This is a genomic window from Micromonospora sp. NPDC047812, from assembly GCF_040704175.1.
Lineage (GTDB): Bacteria > Actinomycetota > Actinomycetes > Mycobacteriales > Micromonosporaceae > Micromonospora.
In genome coordinates, this window is sequence record NZ_JBEYRY010000001.1 from 1,173,100 (window position 1) to 1,190,564 (window position 17,465).

The window sequence follows — 17,465 nt, forward strand, 5'->3', positions numbered from 1 at the left end:
ATCCTTGCGCGGGCCGGCCAGGGGTCGGCATACTCGACGACATGTTCGGTCAGCGCTTCTACTTTTACTACGGCACCGGGAGTCCGGCAGCCGTAGGTCGCGCCTGATCAATCAGACCTACGAGAAAGCCCCGGGCTCCTGGAGCCCGGGGCTTTCTCCGTCCCGGGATCCGGGCACCGGGCACCTGACGGCGAGGGGTACCCGATGATGACAGACGTGGTGGAGTCCAACGGCAGCCTGACGCGACCCGAGGCGGGCCGGCCCGGCCCCGGTGCCTCCGGGTCCCCGGTCGACGCGCCGGGGGGCGCCGACGACGCGAAGCCGGAGGCGCGCACCGGCACCCCGGAGCCGACCGCGGCCGCCCGGATCGTCGAGATCCGGGAGCGGATCGACGAGATCGACCGGGCGCTGATCGAGCTGTGGCAGGAACGGGCCCGGCTCTCCCAGGAGGTCGGGGTGACCCGGATGGCCTCCGGCGGCACCCGGCTGGTGCTGTCCCGGGAGCGGGAGATCCTGGAGCGCTTCCGGGTCGCCCTCGGCGCCGACGGCACGCAGCTCGCGCTGCTGCTGCTGCGCGCCGGCCGCGGCCCCCTGTGAGGCGTACGCCGGCGACGGGTCCCCTGCGCGCTGGAGGCCGGCAACGGGCGGCCCTGCGCGGCGTACGCCGGCCAACGACGCCCTGCGGACGGGGGCCGGCCGACGGCGCCCTGCGCGGACGGGGCCCGGGGCGGGCCGTCCCGGCCCCCGGAAACGACGGAACCGCCTGCCGTCGTCGCGATGACGTCGGCAGGCGGTTCCGTGGGGGTCACGCCTCGTGCGTCTGCACGATCTCGCGCTTCTCCGCGAAGTGGCAGGCGCTCGGGTGGTCCGAGCCCTTGCGGATCTCCAGCAGCGGGACCTGCTCGGCGCAGACGTCCTGCGCCTTCCAGCACCGGGTCCGGAACCGGCAGCCCGACGGCGGGCTGACCGGCGACGGCACGTCACCGGTGAGGCGGATGATCGCCTTGTTGTCCCGCACGGTCGGGTCCGGCACCGGCACGGCCGAGAGCAGCGCCTGGGTGTACGGGTGGGTCGGCCGCTCGTAGATCTCGTCCTCGCTGCCGATCTCGGCGATCTTGCCGAGGTACATCACCGCGACCCGGTCCGACAGGTGCCGGACCACCGACAGGTCGTGCGCGATGAAGATGTACGACAGGCCGAGCTCGTTCTGGAGCTTCTCCAGCAGGTTCATCACCTGCGCCTGGATCGACACGTCCAGCGCGCTGACCGGCTCGTCGCAGACGATGATCTCGGGCCGCAGGGCGAGCGCCCGGGCGATGCCGATGCGCTGGCGCTGGCCGCCGGAGAACTGGTGCGGGTACCGGTGGATGTGCTCCGGGTTGAGGCCGACCAGGTCGAGCAGTTCCTTGACCTTGTCCCGGCGGCTGCCCTTCGGCGCCACCTCCGGGTGGATCTCGAACGGCTCGCCGATCAGGTCGCCGACCGTCATCCGCGGGTTCAGCGAGGTGTACGGGTCCTGCATCACCAGCTGGATCTGCCGCCGCAGCCGACGCAGCGCCGGGCCGGACAGCTTGGAGATGTCCTGCCCCTTGTAGAGGACGCTGCCGCCGGTCGGCTTCTCCAGGTTCATCAGGACCCGGGCCAGCGTCGACTTGCCGCAGCCCGACTCGCCGACCACACCCAGGGTCTCGCCGGCCTTGAGCTCGAAGGAGACGCCGTCGACCGCCTTGACGTGACCGATGGTCTTCTTGAACACCACGCCCCGGGTCACGGGATAGTGCTTGACCAGGTCACGGACCTCGAGGATGTTCTCAGTCACGGTTCACCAGCTCCTCGGCGAAGTGGCAGGCGCTGGCCCGGCCGGCGCCGACCTGCAGCAGCGGCGGGACCTTCTCCCGGCAGACCGGCTGCGCCATGGGGCAGCGCGGGTTGAACGGGCAGCCCGGCGGGATGTTCATGAGGTTCGGCGGGAGGCCCTTGATCGTCCGGAGCTGCTGCCCCTTCTCGTCGAGCCGCGGGATCGAGTTGATCAGCCCGATCGTGTACGGGTGCGCCGGCTTGGCGTACAGGTCGTAGACGTTGGCTTCCTCGACGATCCGGCCCGCGTACATGACCGCGATCCGGTCCGCGACGTCGGCGACCACGCCGAGGTCGTGGGTGATCAGGATCATGCCCATCTGCCGCTCGCGCTGGAGTTCGGCGAGCAGGTCCATGATCTGCGCCTGCACCGTCACGTCGAGCGCGGTCGTCGGCTCGTCCGCGATCAGCACCTCCGGGTCCAGGGCCAGCGACATCGCGATCATCGCGCGCTGCCGCATGCCGCCCGAGAACTGGTGCGGGTAGCTGCTGAACCGGCCCTTGGCGTTCGGGATCTTGACCTGGTCGAGCATCTCGATCGCGCGCTTCTTGGCGTCGGAGCGGCTCATCCCGCGCCGCACCCGGAACTGCTCGGCGATCTGGAACCCGACGGTGAAGACCGGGTTCAGTGCCGAGAGCGCGTCCTGGAAGATCATCGCGATGCCCTCGCCGCGGATGCGGCGCCGCTCCTCGAAGGACATGCTCAGCATGTCCTTGCCCTGGAAGCGGACCTGACCGCCGGTGACGAAGCCGGGCGGCGTGTCGAGGATGCCCATGATGGTCTGCGCGGTGACGCTCTTACCGGAGCCGGACTCGCCGAGCACGGCGAGGGTCTCCCCCGCGTCGACGTGGTACGTGACCCCGTTGATGACCTTGGCGACGCCGTCCCGGGTGCGGAACTCCACCCGGAGGTCGTCCACCTCGAGCAACCTGCCCGAGGGGCGGCCGGACGCGCCGGCCGCGGACTGCTCGGACACCAGAATGTCGGACAACTGAATCTCCCCTAGCGGAGTTTCGGATCGAGGGCCTCGCGGACCGCCTCACCGAGCATCACGAAGCTCAGTACGGCGGCGACGAGGAACGCGGCGGGGAAGAAGAGCAGGTAGGGCGCGACGCGGAGAAGGTTCTGCGCCTCGTTGATCATGATGCCCCAGGAGACCACCGGGCTCTTCAGGCCGACGCCCAGGAAGGACAGCGTCGCCTCGGCGCCGATGTACGAGCCGACCAGGATCGTCCCGTAGACCAGCAGCGGCGCGAGGCAGTTCGGCAGCAGGTGCTTGAGGATGATCCGGCCGGTGCCGGCGCCCAGCGCGCGGGCGGCGACGATGTAGTCCGCCTCCTTGGTGGCCAGCACCGAGGAGCGCATCAGCCGCATCACGACCGGCCAGCCCAGCACGATCAGCGAGATACTCACCAGGGCCATGATCTCGGCCTTGCTGTTGCTCGTGCCCGACCCGTTGAAGGTCGTCAGAATGACGATGGCACCCAGCACGAACGGCAGCCCGAAGAAGACGTCGGCGATGCGGGAGAGCAGTGCGTCCACCCAGCCGCCCCGGTAGCCCGCGATGATCCCCATCGCGCCGCCGAAGACCAGCACGCCGAGTACGGAGAGGAGGGAGACCACGATCGACGCGCGGGCACCGTAGATCACCCGGGCGAAGACGTCGCGGCCCTGGAAGTCGTAGCCGAACCAGGCCTCCGACGACGGGCCGACGAGGCTGTTCTGCAGGTTGCCGTTCTCCGGGTCGCCGGAGGTGAACAGCGAGGGGAACGCGGTCATCAGCATGAACAGGACGATGAACCCCGCGGAGATCCAGAACAGCGGCTTGCGGCGCAGGTCGCGCCAGGCGTCGCCGAGCAGCCCGCGCGGCTTCTCCTTGCGGGCGTTCTCCGGCAGGCCCGCGTTGGTCGGCGCGCCGATCTCGTCGGGGGCCTGCGCGGGCGGCGTGCTGACGATCGAGGCGGCACTCGGGTCGCTCATGCCCGTACCTCACTCCGCTCGGCGCGGGCACTGGTGTCCGCGCACGCTGCAATGATGATTCGTTCGCTGCGCTCACTCATAGCGGATCCTCGGGTCCAGGGCGGCGTAGAGCAGGTCGACCAGCAGGTTCATCAGCAGGTAGACGAGCACCAGGACCACCACGATGGAGACAACGGTAGCGCTCTCCTTGGTGATGATCGCGCGGTAGACCTGTCGGCCGATTCCGTTGACCTGGAAGATGCCCTCGGTGACGATCGCGCCGCCCATCAGGGCGCCGAGGTCGGTCCCGAGCAGCGTCACCACCGGGATGAGCGAGTTGCGCAGCAGGTGGATCCCGACCACCCGGCGCATCGGCAGACCCTTGGCGATCGCGGTGCGCACGTAGTCGGCCCGCCGGTTCTCCGCGATGCTCGTGCGGGCCAACCGGGCGATGTACGCCATCGACGCGCTGCCCAGGACGAAGCCGGGCACGATCAGCTCGGAGAGCCGCATCTCGCTGGAGACCGTCGGCTTGACGATGCCCCACTGCACGCCGAGCAGCCACTGGGCCACGAAGCCGATGACGAAGATCGGCAGGGCGATCAGGAAGAGGCTGGAGACCAGGACCAGGTTGTCCAGGAAGCCGTTGCGGCGCAGGCCGGTCAGCACGCCCGCGGTGAGTCCGATGACCGCCTCGATGGCAAGCGCCACCAGGGCCAGCTTCAGGGTGTTCGGGTACGCCGTGGCGATGATGTCACCGATCTCCCGGCCGCCGAACGTCTGCCCGAAGTCGCCCTGGAAGAGGTTCTTCATGTAGTTGCCGTACTGCACGACGAGCGGCTCGTCGAGCTTGAACTTCTCGGTCATCATGTTGCGGAAGCTGTCCGGGCAGGGACGCTCGCCACACTTGCCCGCGAACGGGTCACCGGGCACCGACCACACGAGCCAGTAGATCAGGAACGTCGTCCCGATGAAGACCGGGATGAGTTGGAGCAGCCGTCTCAACAGATAACGGCCCATGGGGTGGTCCTCCAGACAGGGGGCGCGCGTCGGACGGCCGACACGGGGATGACAGACGTGGCGGGGCGGTGTGGTGACACCACCTCACGGAACGGCCCGGGTCGGGCCCACCGGTAGGTGAGCCCGACCCGGGGTCAGACCGTTCGGATCAGAGCTCGACCGAGGTGAGGTCGAGTTCGCCGACGTTGGACAGCTCGATCTTCTTGATCTTCTCCGAGTGGCCGGACTGCTGACCACCGAAGTAGACCGGGACCGAGGGAACGTCCTGGTCGATGATGGCGACCGCCTCGGCGTACTTGGCGTGCGACGCCTCCAGGCTCGGCGCGGAGGCGGCTTCCTTGGCCAGCGCGTCGACCTGCGGGTTGCTGTACTTGCCGTCGTTCGAGGAACCGCCGGTCACGTAGAGCGGGCCGACCCAGTTCTCCACGTCCGGGTAGTCCTGCTGCCAGCCGGCGCGGTACATGCCGGTCATCTTGCCGGCGTTGATGTTCTGGCGGAACACCGCGAAGGTCGGCACACCCTCGGCGCGGGCGTTGATGCCGAGGTTCGTCTTGACCTGCTGCGCGACGGCCTCCATCCACTCCTTGTGGCTGGCGTCGGCGTTGTAGTACATGACCAGCTCGCCGCTGAAGCCGCCGGCCTCGGCGAGGAGCTTCTTGGCCTCGTCGACGTTGAACTGGCAGGCGGTGCAGTTACCGGCCTTGGCGCCCGGGGTCAGCGGGTTGGCCCAGCTGTCGGCCGGCTTGCGCGAACCGAAGAAGATCTTGTCGCTGATCTCCTGGCGGTTGATCGACATCGAGATCGCGCGACGCAGCTTCGGGTTCTGGAAGCGCTTGTCGTAGATCGGGAAGGCGATGATGCCGGTCGACGGGGTGGTGGAGGAGATGGCCCGCTCGCCCAGGTCGTTCTTCCACTTGTCGCCCGCGATGGCGGAGACCGGAACCTGCTGCTGGAAGTCCAGGTTGCCGGCGAGCAGGTCGTTGTACGCCGCCGTGTCGTCCTGGTAGAGCTTGATGTTTACGTCCTTGATCTTCATCTTGTCGTTCAAGGAGTAGTCATCGAAGCGCGTCAGCTTGATCTGGACGTCGTCTTCCCACGACACGAACTTGATCGGGCCGTTGCCGATCGGCTTCTTGCCGAACGCCTCGGCGCCCTGGGTGAAGAACGCGTCCGGCAGCGGCATGAAGGTGCTGTAGCCGAGCTTGGTCGGGAACACCGCGGTCGGCGCGGCCAGGGTGACCTCGAAGGTCCAGTCGTCGACGACCTTCAGGCCGGACATCTCCTTGGCGGCGGGCTCGGGGGCCTTCTTCGGGCCCTCGGCGCCGTCCGGGTCCTCGGTGTGGACCTGGTCGAAGCCCTGGATGTCGGCGAAGAAGCTGCCGTTCTGCGCACCGTTGGGCGAGTAGGCGCCCCAGTTCCAGGCGTCCACGAAGTTCTTGGCCTTGACGACGGTGCCGTCGTGGAACTTCGTGTCCTTCTTGATCTTGATCGTGTAGACCTTGGAGTCGGTCGTCTCGATCGACTCGGCGACCGCGTTGCGCGGCGCGCTGCCGTCGTTCGGGTACTCGACCAGACCGGTCCAGATCCAGTCGATGATCGCCCCACCACCGGTCTCGGTGGTGTTCGACGGGACCAGGCCGACCTCCGGCTGAGTGCCGTCGATGGTGATCGCGCCGTCCGAGCTCGCGCCGGCGTCCCCGCCGTCGCTGTCACTGCTCGAGCAACCGGACGCGACGAGCGCGAACGCCGCGCCCAGCGCGACCGCGCTGCTTGCCCGCTTCGAGACTCTCATTCCGAGGGGCCTCCTCTTTCTGAACCTGGATCCGTCGTGGGTTTCACGCACGTATGGGGGTGACACGTCCGGCCACCCGCAGTGCGGGAGCCGGTTTCACCGCAGTGAATTCGGGACAAGAATGATGTACCGATCCGCCGGGCCACCTCGCCCGTCGCGCTCGGCACCGCGCACACGAGACCACCACGGAGCACCGTCAACAGGCGGAGCCCATGGTCGTCAGGCCGTACGGAGTGCCTCACATGAGGGGTGAGGTGCTGCCACTGTGACACCCACCGGCCCGTTCCGTGAAGGTGCCGTTATCAAGCCGTTAGTTGGTCGCCACGTTGCCGATACCCGAAAAAAGATCATGATCTACGCCGGTCGTACCGCTCTGAGCAGGAAAGATACGGTTCGGAGGAGGTCCGACCCCGGCGTAGGCTCGGCGGCTGTGAGCTTCCCCGCGTCCGCTCCGGTGCTAGCCGACGTCGTCCGCGCGTTGGCCGTTTTTGCCCATCCGGACGATGTCGACTTCGGCTGTGCGGGCACCATCGCCACCTGGGTGGACGAGGGTGTCGACGTCTCGTACCTGCTCGTCACCCGGGGCGACTCCGGAGAGTGCGACGACACCCCGCGCGCCGAGGTGGGCCGGCTGCGGGAGGAGGAGCAACGGGCGGCGGCCGCCGCGGTCGGCGTACGGCAGGTCGAGTTCCTCGACGGGTACCCCGACGGCGCCCTCACCCCGACGCTCGACCTGCGCCGGGACGTCACCGCGGCGATCCGCCGGTTCCGGCCCGACCGGGTGCTGACCAGCTCGCCGCTGCGCCGGTGGGAGCAGCTCGTCGGGCCGGGCCACCCGGACCACCTCGCCGTCGGCGAGGCCACCACCTGCGCGGTCTACCCGGACGCGCGCAACCGGTTCGCCCATCCCGGCCTGCTGGCCGCGGGGCTGGAGCCGTGGGTGGTCCGGGAGGTCTGGTACGCCGGCGGGCCCGCGCCGGACCACGTCGTCGACGTCACCGACCGGTACGCGCGCAAGGTCGCCGCCATGGCGGCGCACCGCTCGCAGACCGGGCGGATGGACGTGGCGACCTGGGTGCGGGAGCAGCTCACCGCGACGGCCGACGCGGCCGGGCTGCCGGCCGGCCGGATGGCCGAGGCGTTCACCGTGCTGCGCACCGGCTGAGCCCGGGGGCGAACGACTCCGGCCCCGGCACCGCGCGGGGCGGTACCGGGGCCGGAGCCGTGGAGCGGCGTCGATCAGGCCGTGAAGCGCAGCTTGCGACGGCGGAACAGCAGCACGGCGACCGCGCCGGCGGCCAGCAGCGCCACGCCGGCGGCGATCGAGGCGGCGATCGGGGAGCCGGTCAGCGGGAGGTCACCGCCGCTGCTCGCGGGCGAGGTCGACGGGGCCGGGCTCTCGACCGGGGCGCTCGGCGACGGCGACTCCGCCGGAGCGCTCGGCGAGGGCGACTCCGCCGGGGCGGTCGGCGACGGCGACTCCGCCGGGGCGGCGGCGAACGCGGCCTCGGCCCTGGCGGTCACGGTCGAGCCGGTGCTGCCACCGAGGATCAGCTTCTGCGCGGCACGCTGGCCGGTGAAGAGGAACACCCGGCCGAAGGAGACCGAGTCCTGGGCGGAAACGGTCACCTTCACCTCGCCGGCGCCGTCCGCGGTCAGCCAGAACTGGCCGCCGTTGGTGGTCGTGGTCACCGGCTTGCCCTCGGCGTCGACCGCCGAGCCGCCGTCGACCGCGACGGTGATCTCGCCCGCCGGGCCCTTGACGGTGAAGGGGCCGGCCTTCTCGCCGACGGTGGCCTTGGCGCTCGCCGGGTCCACGCTCAGCTCGGCCTTCGGCTCGGGCTGGTCGGTGGCGTTGGCAACCAGGTAGTCGTGGACCTTCTTGACCACGTCGTACTGCTTCTTGCCGAGCAGCTTCTGGTTGTCGACCCAGTCACCCAGCTTGACGCCGTCGCTGAAGTTCCAGATGGCGGTCTGGGTGCCGAAGTAGAGCAGCTTGTCGGCCTCGGCCTTCGCCGGGGCGGTGGCGCCGGCGGCGGCCAGCAGCTTGGTGGAGTCGGCGTTCGGGTAGCCATGGGTCAGCACCCACTGCACCTTGCCGAGGTTCTTCACCTGGGACTCGTCCCAGGTGCCCTCCTTGTACTTGCCGTCGATCGCCACGTTGGTGTGGTAGTCGATGCAGAAGGCGGGAACGAGCTTTCCGTCGATCTTGAGTGCCAGCGCACCGGTGCTCTTCGGCTGCCCGTTGAGCATGAGCGTGACGTTGCTGCCCTTGACCGACTTGGCGACGCCGGTCTTGTCGGCGGCGGCGGCCGGCGCGACCGCGCCGATTGCCAGCGCGCCACCGGCGACGGTCGCCAACGCGATCCGCGCCCAGCGCCGTCCTCGTTGTCCGAACATCAGATTCGTGCACCTCTCCCCAGGGGTGACCCGCGCACGGCGGGTTGCGTGAAGCCGCCGTTCCCGCGGGATGCGCACCACCCGCACGCGAGAACGCGACGGGGCATTATGTGACGGGAGTTGATCGTTTGTCAGCCCCTGTGGGCCACATTCGTCAGTTCCGTCCATATGACGGGGAAAAGAAATGGATCACACGAGCCGACGGTCGGCCGCCCACCTGGACAACTCGTACCTGTTGGACATCTGGAGCTTGCGAAGCACGTTGGACACGTGCGTCTCCACCGTCTTGATGGAGATGTAGAGCTCCTTGGCGATCTCCTTGTAGGCGTACCCCCGGGCGAGCAGCCGCAGCACCTCGCGCTCGCGGTTGGTGAGCTGGTCCAGCTCCGGGTCGGCCACCGGGGCGTCGGGACGGGCCGCGAACGCGTCCAGCACGAACCCCGCCAACCGGGGGCTGAACACGGCGTCGCCGTCGGCCACCCGACGGACGGCGGCGGCGAGCTCCTCCGGGGAGATCGTCTTCGTGACGTAGCCCCGCGCGCCGGCCCGGATCAGCCCGATCACGTCCTCCGCCGCGTCCGAGACGCTCAGCGCCAGGAACTTGACCTGCGGATGGGTACGCCGCATCGCCTCCAGCACCGCCCGGCCGCCGCCGTCGGGCATGTGCACGTCGAGCAGCACCACGTCGGGCAGCGTGGCGGCGATCCGGGTCACCGCCTCGCCGACGGTGCTCGCCTCGCCCACCACCTCGACGTGCGCGCCCAGCTCGGCGCGGACCCCCGCGCGGAACATGGCGTGGTCGTCGACGAGGAAGACCCGCAGCCGCTCGGCGCGGGCTGCCGCCCCCTCGACCGGTTCCATCGACTGCTCGGTCATCACTTGTCCCTTTCCGCCGTTGCCGGGTCCCGGGTGATCGGCAGGATCAACCGGACCTCGGTCCCTTCCCCCGGCCCTGAGCGGATCTCCGCCCGGCCGCCGTGCCGCTTCATCCGCCCGATGATCGAACCCCGGACCCCGTGCCGGTGATCCTCCACCGTATCCGGGTCGAAGCCCTTCCCCCGGTCCCGCACGAAGACGCTGACCTGATCCGGCTCGACTTCGGCGTAGAGCGAGACGGTCTGCACCCCGGCGTGCCGGGCCGCGTTCACCAGCGCCTCGCGGGCCGCCGCCACCAGCGCGCCGACCCGCTCGTCGGTCTCCCGGTCGCCGACCACCACCGCCTCCACCGTGATCGCGAACGTGTCCTCGACCTCGGCGGCGGCCTGCTCCAGAGCGGCGGCGAACCGCTCGGTGGGCGAACCGGTGGGCTTGTAGAGCCAGTTGCGCAGCGAGCGTTCCTGCCCCCGGGCGAGCCGCTGGACGGTCTTCACGTCGCTCGCGTTGCGCTGGATCAGGGCCAGGGTGTGCAGCACCTGGTCGTGCACCATGGCGGCCAGTTCGGCCCGTTCCTGCTCCCGGATGCGCCCCTCGCGCTCCGACCGGAGCTGGTTGTACGTCCGCCACAGCACCGGCGCGGCCACCACGCCGACCCCGGCGAGCCCGACCAGGGCGAAGATCACGCCGTTGAGCACGGCGTCGAAGTTCTGCGCCGGGGAGTACACGGCGGCGACGCCGATGATGCCGACCGCGACCAGCACCCCGCCGCCGATGAACCGGAGCACGAACGCCCGCCGGTCGCTCTCCTCCACCACCGCGCCCAGCCAGGGCACCGGCATGGAGTCGCCCCACTGCCGCCGCCGCTCGGGCGCCGACTGGTGCCAGATCACCCCGGCGCCGACCGCGATGATCGCGACCAGCCAGCCGGCGGTGCCGGCCGCGCCGACCGAGTCGAAGACCATCACCTGCACCAGCAGCACGCCGAGGCCGATCGCCACGAACGGCAGCAGCTGGGCGACGTCCCTGCGGGCCGGCACGGCGGTGTCGCCCGGGCGCAGCGGCACGACCGCCCAGAAGGCCGCGTAGAGCAGCAGGCCGAGCCCGCTCAGCCCCAGCAGCACCATGAAGGCGACCCGTACCCGCAGCACCGAGATACCGAGGTGGTCGGCGATGCCGGCGGCCACGCCCGCGGCCATCCGGTGCTCGGGGGCGCGGTAGAGGCGGGGTGGCTGGGTCACGGCGCTGATCGGAGACTCCCTGGTCACGGCGGGCACGAAAGCGGGCGACGGCCCGTTGCCGGCGTCGGGTCGATCGTCACACGGCACACCGCCGCCCGACCACGGGGACGCCCCCGACATTCGGGCCGCCGGGATCTCAGGGTGGGGTCAGGGTCGGCTCCTGAGGCCGTCCGGCGGGTCGGGGCAGCAGGATCGAGGCATGACCGAGGAAGCTGCCCAGTCCGCCGACCCCGGGGCGGCACAGCCGGGTGGGCCACCCCCCACCGCGACACCGCCCGGTGGGCCCACGCCCGCCGGCACCGGAACGCCGCCGCCCGTGGCAGCGCCGGCCGCCGCCGGAGACGCGGGTGGGACGCCGCCGCCCGGCGCCGGACCGGGCCCCGGACCGCAGCCATCGTTCGGCGGCGCCGGCTTCACCTCGCGGTACGGGCTGGTGCGCCCCCGCGACGGCCGCTACCTGGCCGGCGTCTGCGCAGCGATCGGCCGGGCCACCAACACCGACCCGGTGCTCTGGCGGGTGCTGCTGGCGGTGCTGGGCTTCTTCGGCGGCATCGGCATCCTGGTCTACGTCACCGCCTGGCTCATCATCCCCGGCGAGGGGGACAGCGCCTCCCCCGTCGAGTCCATGCTGGGCCGGGGCCGCTCCAGCATGTCCCCGGTCACCGTGATCGTGCTCAGCATCCTGGTCGCGATCAGTTTCGGCTACATCGTCACGGACGCGTTCCGGGCGGTGCTGCTCGGCGCCACCATCCTGATCGGCGGCGCGCTGCTGCTGAACCGCGACACCCGGGCCGCCCAGGGCGCGCCGGTCGGCCTCGTGCCGCCCGTGCCGCCCGTGCCGCCCACCGCCCCGCCCGGGCCGGTGCCGCCGGTCGGCCATCCCGCCCCGGTCGCGTACGCGGCCCCGCCGACCGTGGCCGTGGCCCCCGGCGCGGGCCCGGTCCCGGCCCCGCCGCTCGCCCAGGCCACCTGGAGCGCCCCGGCCCCCGAGCGGCCGGCCGAGCCCACGGCCGAACTGCCCGCGTGGCCACCGGCTCCCCCGGCCCCGCCCGCCCGCCCCTCGACGGGTACGCCGACCGCCGGCTGGCCGCCCGCCCCGCCCACGTCCGGCTGGCCCGCCGCGAACCCGGGCGCACCGGGACCGGGCCACCCGGCGTCCCCGCCCCGGCCCCCGGGCTACCGGCCCCCGTTCGCCCCGCACGGCCCGTACGCCGGGCTGACCGTCGTGCCGCCCGCGCCGCCGAAGCGGGTGAAGCCGCCGAAGCGACCGCGTGAGCGCTCCCCGCTCGGCGCGGTGACCTTCTCGCTGATCTTCCTCGCCCTGGGCGTGGTCGCCGTCGTCGACCTGCTGGACGTGTTCGACGTCGGGGCGTCGGCGTACTTCGCGGCGACGCTGGCCACCATCGGGCTCGGTCTGCTGGTCGGCACGTGGTTCGGGCGGGCCCGGTGGCTGATCGCGCTCGGCGTGGTGGCCGCCGCCGCCCTCGGGGTGGCCACCGTGGCCGAGTCCTACGACCGGATCCGGGGCGTCGACGGCAACGTCACCTGGGCCCCCACCGACCACCGCGACCTCGCCCTGCGGTACGAGAACAGCTTCGGCGACACGGTCCTGGACCTGCGCGCGGTCGACTTCGACAAGAAGAACACCGAGATCACCGTCTCCGTCAACTTCGGCGAGTGCACGGTGGTGGTGCCGCCGAACGTCGACGTCACCACGGTGGCCGACGTCAACGCCGGCGACGCGGTCGTCTTCGGCAAGCGCTCCGGCGGGCTCGCCGGCGAGCTGCGGGAGGCGACCGACCTGGGGCCGGACGGCCCGGGCGGCGGCACGCTGCGCCTCTACATCCACGTCAACGCCGGCAACCTGGAGGTGACCCGGTGAAGGCCCACCGCACCGACATCGTGTCCTTCGCCTTCGGGCTGATCTTCCTCGGCCTCGCCGCGTGGTGGCTGCTCGCCCAGCTGCTCGGGCTCGCCCTCCCACCGGTCGGCTGGTTCCTGGCCGGCGCGCTGATCCTGATCGGCCTGCTGGGCCTGGTGGGCGCGCTGCGCTCCGGGCGGTCCGCCGGCGCGGCCACGGCCGGCGGGGCCGCTCCCTCCGACACCGCCCCCGCCGACGCTGCGGCCCCGGACGCCCGGGCCGCGCTCGCGGACCCGGTCGAGCCCGTCTCCACCCCACCTGGCGCGCAACCGGGCGGCCGGGCGACGGACCGGCAGGCCACGGAGGTGGACCCGACCCGCTGGGACCTGGACCGGCCCGCGCCGGCCGACGAGCCGGCGGCCTGGGGTGGCCGACGGTCCGACTGGGGCGAACGCTCCGACTGGGGCGGGCGTTCCGAGTGGGACGTGGCCGCGCCGACGACCGGCGGCCCGACGCCGGGCGGACCGACGTTGGACGGCCCGACGCCGGGCGGGCCGACGCCGGGCGGGCCGACGCCGGGCGGACCGACGTTGGGCGGACCGGCGACGACCGGATCCCGGGCCGGGGGCGAGGCCGACGAGTGGCCGACGGAGGCCGTCACCCACGTCCGGACCGAGGCGGTCGAGGACCGCGCCGCCGACGAGGACGCCCCGACCCGGCGGATCGACGGCCCGCCGGCCGGTGAGGAGCGCACGCGCGGCTGACCACAGCGGTGCGACCGTCGTCGGCGGCGGCCTATGCTGGCCGTGGAGAACTCGCCTTCCCCGGCCGGCCCGCGCCGACCTGGCCGCCGCGCCGGCCGGACCGCGCCGCCGTGGCGGTCCCGCCGCGATTCCCGTCTCTACCCGTCAGGAGTCCGTCCGACATGACGCAGTCCCCCGCCGTGCGCACCTTCGGCCGGTCCGGTCCGGTCCGCATCGGCGAGCGAGCCGCCCATACCCTCGTCTCCGAGCTCGCCCGGATCAACGACCCGAAGGCCGCGCTGCTGGTCGGCGCGACGCCGGAGTCCGCGGTGCTGGCCGCGGCGATCGACGCGCTGCTGCCCGGCGACACCCTCACCCTGGTGCCCGCCGGGTCGACCTCCCCGGCGGCCCTCCGGGAGCACGTCACCGCCCAGGGTCGCTGGGTGGCCGACCGGGTCCGCGTGGTCGACACCCTCGCCGAGGCCGAGCCGGCCGCGGTGGTCGTCGCCGGGGAGCCGCTGACCGGCACGGCCGACGAGACCCGCGCCGCCGTCGAGAGCCTGACGAAGTACCTCGTCGACGGCGCGGTGCTGAGCGTGGCCACGACCGCCACGCCGGGGCGTACCGCGGGCGCCGCAGCCGAACTGGACCGGCAGGGCGCGCTGTGCGGCGTCGGGGTCGACCTCGTGCTGCGCAACACGCCGCCGCTGCGGGTGTACCGGCTCCGCTACACCCCGGCCGACGCCGCGTCGGCGGCCCGACTGGCCCCGGCGTACCGCCCGTCCAGCGTCCCGCTGACCCGGGGGATGCACATCGACTCCAACGGCGTGGCCGCGGCCGGCATCGCGCTGGGCCTCGCCGCGGTGGCCCGGGCGACCCGGCCGAAGTCGAAGCTCTGGCTGCTGCCGGCCCTGGCCGCCGCCCCGGTGGCCGCCTTCTTCCGGGACCCGGAGCGCGACGTGCCGGAGGACCCGTCGGCGGTGGTCGCCTCGGCCGACGGTCGGGTGCTGTCCGTGCAGCGGCTGCACGACGAGCGCTTCGGCGAGGGCGAGTGGCTGCGGATCGCCGTCTTCCTGTCGGTGCTGGACGTGCACGTCAACCGCGCCCCGGTGGCGGGCAAGGTGGTCGACTACTTCGTCGCCGACGGTGGCTTCGCCAACGCGATGAAGCCGGCGGCGGAGCACAACGTGGCCGCGTACACGGTGCTGGACACCGCGCGCGGCACGGTGGTCGTGGCGCAGCGCACGGGCCTGATCGCCCGGCGGATCGTGCAGCGGGCGCCAATCGGCGCGCTGCTGGCCCGGGGCGAGCGCTTCGGCCTGATCCGGTTCGGCTCGCGCACCGACGTCTACCTGCCGGCGGACGCGGCGGAGCCGCTGGTCGGCCCCGGGGACAAGGTCGTCGGGGGCTCGACCGTCATCGCCCGCTGGCGCTGAGGGCCGGTCCGGACGACACGAAGAAGGGGCGCCGCGGGATCGCGGCGCCCCTTCTCGCGTACGTGGCTCAGGCGGTGCGACGCTGACGCAGCCAGAGCACCGGGCCGCTGACCAGGTAACCGACCACGATCAGGGCGAAGGTGAGCCGGATGTCGATCAGCGCGCCGATCACCGGGGCCAGCCACAGCCACGGCGGCAGCTTCACCAGCCGGGCGAGCTTCGCGTAGGGGAAGCTGGAGACCATGGCGAAGGCGAGCAGCGCCACGCCGGCGACCTGGACGATGCCCGGCACGGGCAGCCCGATGGCGACGGTCAGGGCGAGCACGGCGGCGGCCATGGTGGTGGGCACGCCGCAGAAGAACCTGCCGTCCTTCGGCGAGACGTTGAACCGGGCGAGCCGGATCGCCGCGCACGCCGCGACGAGGGCGCAGGCCACCGCGGCGGCCGGCGTGGAGACCGAACCGGCCAGCGAGGCGTAGACCACCACGGGGGCGGCCAGGCCGAACGAGCACATGTCGGCCAGCGAGTCCATCTGCGCGCCGAACGGGCTGGCCACGCCGAACTTGCGGGCGAGCGCGCCGTCGAGGCCGTCGAAGACGACGCAGGCGATCAGGCAGAGCGCGGCGACGCGCACCTCGCCCTGCATGGCCAGGAAGATGGCAAGCATGCCGAGCATCAGGCTGCTGAGTGTGCAGGCGTTGACCACCGCGAACTTCATCCGGCGGGCGACCGTCCGCTCGCCCGGAAGCAGCGGGATCGACATCGCCGGGTCGTCGTCGACCGGGGTCGTGGGGCCCAGCGCGGGGCTGACCGGGACGATCGAGGCGACGTCGGCGCGCTCGACCCGGTCAAGTCCGTAGCGGCGGCGCGGCCGGTCGGCGTAGCGGTGCTCGGGCATCGAGAGGTCGCTGGTCGCGTGCAGGTCACCGTCGCGGCGCCCCACCCGGACCAGCAGCACCTGCCGGGCGAGCGTGCTGCTGCGGCGCAACGGGCCCGCCCAGCGACGCCCTGCGGGACGCGGACTGTCAGTGGTACGACGCCGGCGCCATGGGGCTCTCGGCACGTTTCCTCCATCACCGGATCGGTTTACCGCCGCGAGGGCGGGTGTCCGGCTGTCTCGTGCCGGACCTCTCTGGCCCGGCAGCCGTTTTGCGGAGTACACCATCGCATAGGGGAACGGGGGTTGGCGATAGCTGCCGGCGGTACTTATATCTGGTCTAACCGCGCGAACCGCTCTGTTATTCCCATCCCGGGCTCCATCGCCCGTTTCCTCCACCAACCCCACCTCGAATGTACCGGACCCCGTCTCCGCCGGCTCGGCGAGCGGGCGGCGGCGACACCGATGTCCGGTTACGGACGGTCGTCGGCGGGGGCCTTGGCCAGCGCCAGTGCGGCGATCCCGCTCAGCGGCAGCCCGGCGAGCTGCTCCGGCGTGAACCAGCCCGCGCGGGCGGTGGAGCCGCCGGCGAGCTCGGTCACCCGCGGCTCGGTGGGCGTGTCCACCGCCACCCGGTAGACCACCCGGATGCCGTGCCAGTCGAGCGGGCGCCCCTCCGGGCCCAGCGCGGCCGGGTTGTGCAGGTTGTCGACGCCGATCAGCTCGACCACCCGACCGAGCTGGCCGGATTCCTCGACCAGCTCGCGCAGCAGCGCGGCGACCGGCTGCTCGCCGTGGTCGGTCCCGCCGCCCGGCAGGTGCCACCGGCCGGCGCCCGGGTAACCGTCGGCGATCATGGTGAGCAGCACCCGGCCGGCGGGATCGGTGACCAGGCCGTACGCCCCGAAGCGCTGCCTCCGGTCGGGCGGCAGCGGGGCGACCGGCCCCTCCGCCGGAGAGCGGGGCAGATCGGGCGGCAGGGGCGTCACGGGCAGGCCGAGCAGCTCGGCGGTGAACGGCATCAGCGGCACCGCCGCCGCCTCGGCGGTCGTCAACCAGGCCAGCTCGTAGCTGTCGCCGGCCGGCTCCGGCCGCAGCTCGCCGCCGCGCGCGACGACGTCGAAGACCACGCGGTCGGTGTGCACCGCGACGCCGGCGTCACGGAAGGTCGTCACGTCGGCGAACACCGCCCGCAGCCCGGTCACCTCGATCGTGAGGCCGGTCTCCACGGCGAACTCGCGAACCACCGCGTGCGCCGGATGCTCGGCGTGCTCGACGCCGCCCCCGGGAATCCGCCAGACGCCCGGGACCGGGCACGAGCCCGCACCGCGGGCCAGCAACACCCGCCCGTCCGGCCCCCGACACACCCCGTACGCGCCGACCCGCCGCCGTTGTTCCACCCGCC

At 72.2% G+C, this 17,465-nt stretch carries 14 protein-coding genes and 1 pseudogene; 5 read left to right on the forward strand and 10 right to left on the reverse strand.

The window, feature by feature from the left end:
• Window positions 1-204: 204 nt before the first annotated feature.
• Window positions 205-597 carry a chorismate mutase gene (locus AB0883_RS05350; RefSeq protein ID WP_366639625.1) on the forward strand — a complete coding sequence of 131 codons (393 nt, stop codon included), beginning with the start codon at window positions 205-207 and terminating at the stop codon, window positions 595-597.
• A gap of 208 nt (window positions 598-805) precedes the next feature.
• Here AB0883_RS05350 and AB0883_RS05355 read toward each other — a convergent pair whose 3' ends face one another.
• The 5 genes from AB0883_RS05355 to AB0883_RS05375 form a co-directional block, all read right to left on the reverse strand.
• Window positions 806-1,819: a dipeptide ABC transporter ATP-binding protein gene (locus tag AB0883_RS05355; RefSeq protein WP_366639627.1), complete on the reverse strand. Its 1,014-nt coding sequence runs from the start codon at window positions 1,817-1,819 to the stop codon at window positions 806-808.
• Complete coding sequence (locus AB0883_RS05360; RefSeq protein WP_366640306.1) at window positions 1,812-2,834, reverse strand: ABC transporter ATP-binding protein; 1,023 nt, start codon at window positions 2,832-2,834, stop codon at window positions 1,812-1,814. The genes AB0883_RS05355 and AB0883_RS05360 overlap by 8 nt, the downstream gene beginning before the upstream one ends.
• A gap of 26 nt (window positions 2,835-2,860) precedes the next feature.
• On the reverse strand, window positions 2,861-3,838 hold the full coding sequence (locus tag AB0883_RS05365; protein WP_366639629.1) for an ABC transporter permease: 978 nt from the start codon (window positions 3,836-3,838) through the stop codon (window positions 2,861-2,863).
• 72 nt (window positions 3,839-3,910) lie between these two features.
• Complete coding sequence (locus AB0883_RS05370; protein WP_366639631.1) at window positions 3,911-4,837, reverse strand: ABC transporter permease; 927 nt, start codon at window positions 4,835-4,837, stop codon at window positions 3,911-3,913.
• A 148-nt stretch (window positions 4,838-4,985) separates the two neighbouring features.
• Complete coding sequence (locus AB0883_RS05375) at window positions 4,986-6,629, reverse strand: ABC transporter substrate-binding protein (RefSeq protein ID WP_366639632.1); 1,644 nt, start codon at window positions 6,627-6,629, stop codon at window positions 4,986-4,988.
• 430 nt (window positions 6,630-7,059) lie between these two features.
• Here AB0883_RS05375 and AB0883_RS05380 point away from each other — a divergent pair, with 430 nt between their 5' ends.
• Window positions 7,060-7,794 (forward strand): PIG-L deacetylase family protein, encoded by a 735-nt coding sequence (locus AB0883_RS05380; RefSeq protein WP_366639634.1) that lies wholly within the window; start codon window positions 7,060-7,062, stop codon window positions 7,792-7,794.
• Window positions 7,795-7,868: 74 nt separating this feature from the next.
• On the opposite strand, the gene AB0883_RS05385 is transcribed toward AB0883_RS05380, so the two are convergent.
• The 3 genes from AB0883_RS05385 to AB0883_RS05395 form a co-directional block, all read right to left on the reverse strand.
• Complete coding sequence (locus AB0883_RS05385) at window positions 7,869-9,029, reverse strand: Cys-Gln thioester bond-forming surface protein (RefSeq protein WP_366639636.1); 1,161 nt, start codon at window positions 9,027-9,029, stop codon at window positions 7,869-7,871.
• Between the two features lie 189 nt (window positions 9,030-9,218).
• Complete coding sequence (locus AB0883_RS05390; protein ID WP_334607526.1) at window positions 9,219-9,905, reverse strand: response regulator transcription factor; 687 nt, start codon at window positions 9,903-9,905, stop codon at window positions 9,219-9,221.
• A complete protein-coding gene (locus tag AB0883_RS05395) occupies window positions 9,905-11,170 on the reverse strand; it encodes a PspC domain-containing protein (RefSeq protein WP_366639638.1) in 1,266 nt (421 codons plus the stop codon). The genes AB0883_RS05390 and AB0883_RS05395 overlap by 1 nt, the downstream gene beginning before the upstream one ends.
• Before the next feature lie 172 nt (window positions 11,171-11,342).
• Here AB0883_RS05395 and AB0883_RS05400 point away from each other — a divergent pair, with 172 nt between their 5' ends.
• The 3 genes and pseudogenes from AB0883_RS05400 (at window position 11,343) to AB0883_RS05410 (ending at window position 15,183) form a co-directional block, all read left to right on the forward strand.
• Window positions 11,343-13,025, forward strand: coding sequence for a PspC domain-containing protein (locus AB0883_RS05400; RefSeq protein WP_366639640.1), 1,683 nt, complete (start codon window positions 11,343-11,345; stop codon window positions 13,023-13,025).
• Window positions 13,022-13,210 (forward strand): annotated as a pseudogene (locus AB0883_RS05405) (hypothetical protein); the annotation flags it as partial. The gene AB0883_RS05400 and the pseudogene AB0883_RS05405, both read left to right, overlap by 4 nt.
• Window positions 13,211-13,929: 719 nt before the next feature.
• Complete coding sequence (locus tag AB0883_RS05410) at window positions 13,930-15,183, forward strand: phosphatidylserine decarboxylase (protein WP_366639642.1); 1,254 nt, start codon at window positions 13,930-13,932, stop codon at window positions 15,181-15,183.
• Window positions 15,184-15,250: 67 nt separating this feature from the next.
• On the opposite strand, the gene AB0883_RS05415 is transcribed toward AB0883_RS05410, so the two are convergent.
• Together AB0883_RS05415 and AB0883_RS05420 are read right to left on the reverse strand one after the other, a co-directional pair.
• Window positions 15,251-16,171 (reverse strand): CDP-alcohol phosphatidyltransferase family protein, encoded by a 921-nt coding sequence (locus AB0883_RS05415; protein ID WP_366639644.1) that lies wholly within the window; start codon window positions 16,169-16,171, stop codon window positions 15,251-15,253.
• A 362-nt stretch (window positions 16,172-16,533) separates the two neighbouring features.
• Entirely contained in the window at window positions 16,534-17,460 is a 927-nt protein-coding gene (locus AB0883_RS05420) for an NUDIX domain-containing protein (protein ID WP_366639646.1), read from the reverse strand.
• Window positions 17,461-17,465 lie beyond the last annotated feature (5 nt).

Coding starts and splice junctions, on each gene's coding strand:
- AB0883_RS05350 (WP_366639625.1), top strand. CDS start 205: ATGATGACAGACGTGGTGGAGTCCAACGGCAGCCTGACGCGACCCGAG.
- AB0883_RS05385 (WP_366639636.1), bottom strand. CDS start 9,029: ATGTTCGGACAACGAGGACGGCGCTGGGCGCGGATCGCGTTGGCGACC.
- AB0883_RS05390 (WP_334607526.1), bottom strand. CDS start 9,905: ATGACCGAGCAGTCGATGGAACCGGTCGAGGGGGCGGCAGCCCGCGCC.
- AB0883_RS05365 (WP_366639629.1), bottom strand. CDS start 3,838: ATGAGCGACCCGAGTGCCGCCTCGATCGTCAGCACGCCGCCCGCGCAG.
- AB0883_RS05370 (WP_366639631.1), bottom strand. CDS start 4,837: ATGGGCCGTTATCTGTTGAGACGGCTGCTCCAACTCATCCCGGTCTTC.
- AB0883_RS05375 (WP_366639632.1), bottom strand. CDS start 6,629: ATGAGAGTCTCGAAGCGGGCAAGCAGCGCGGTCGCGCTGGGCGCGGCG.
- AB0883_RS05400 (WP_366639640.1), top strand. CDS start 11,343: ATGACCGAGGAAGCTGCCCAGTCCGCCGACCCCGGGGCGGCACAGCCG.
- AB0883_RS05410 (WP_366639642.1), top strand. CDS start 13,930: ATGACGCAGTCCCCCGCCGTGCGCACCTTCGGCCGGTCCGGTCCGGTC.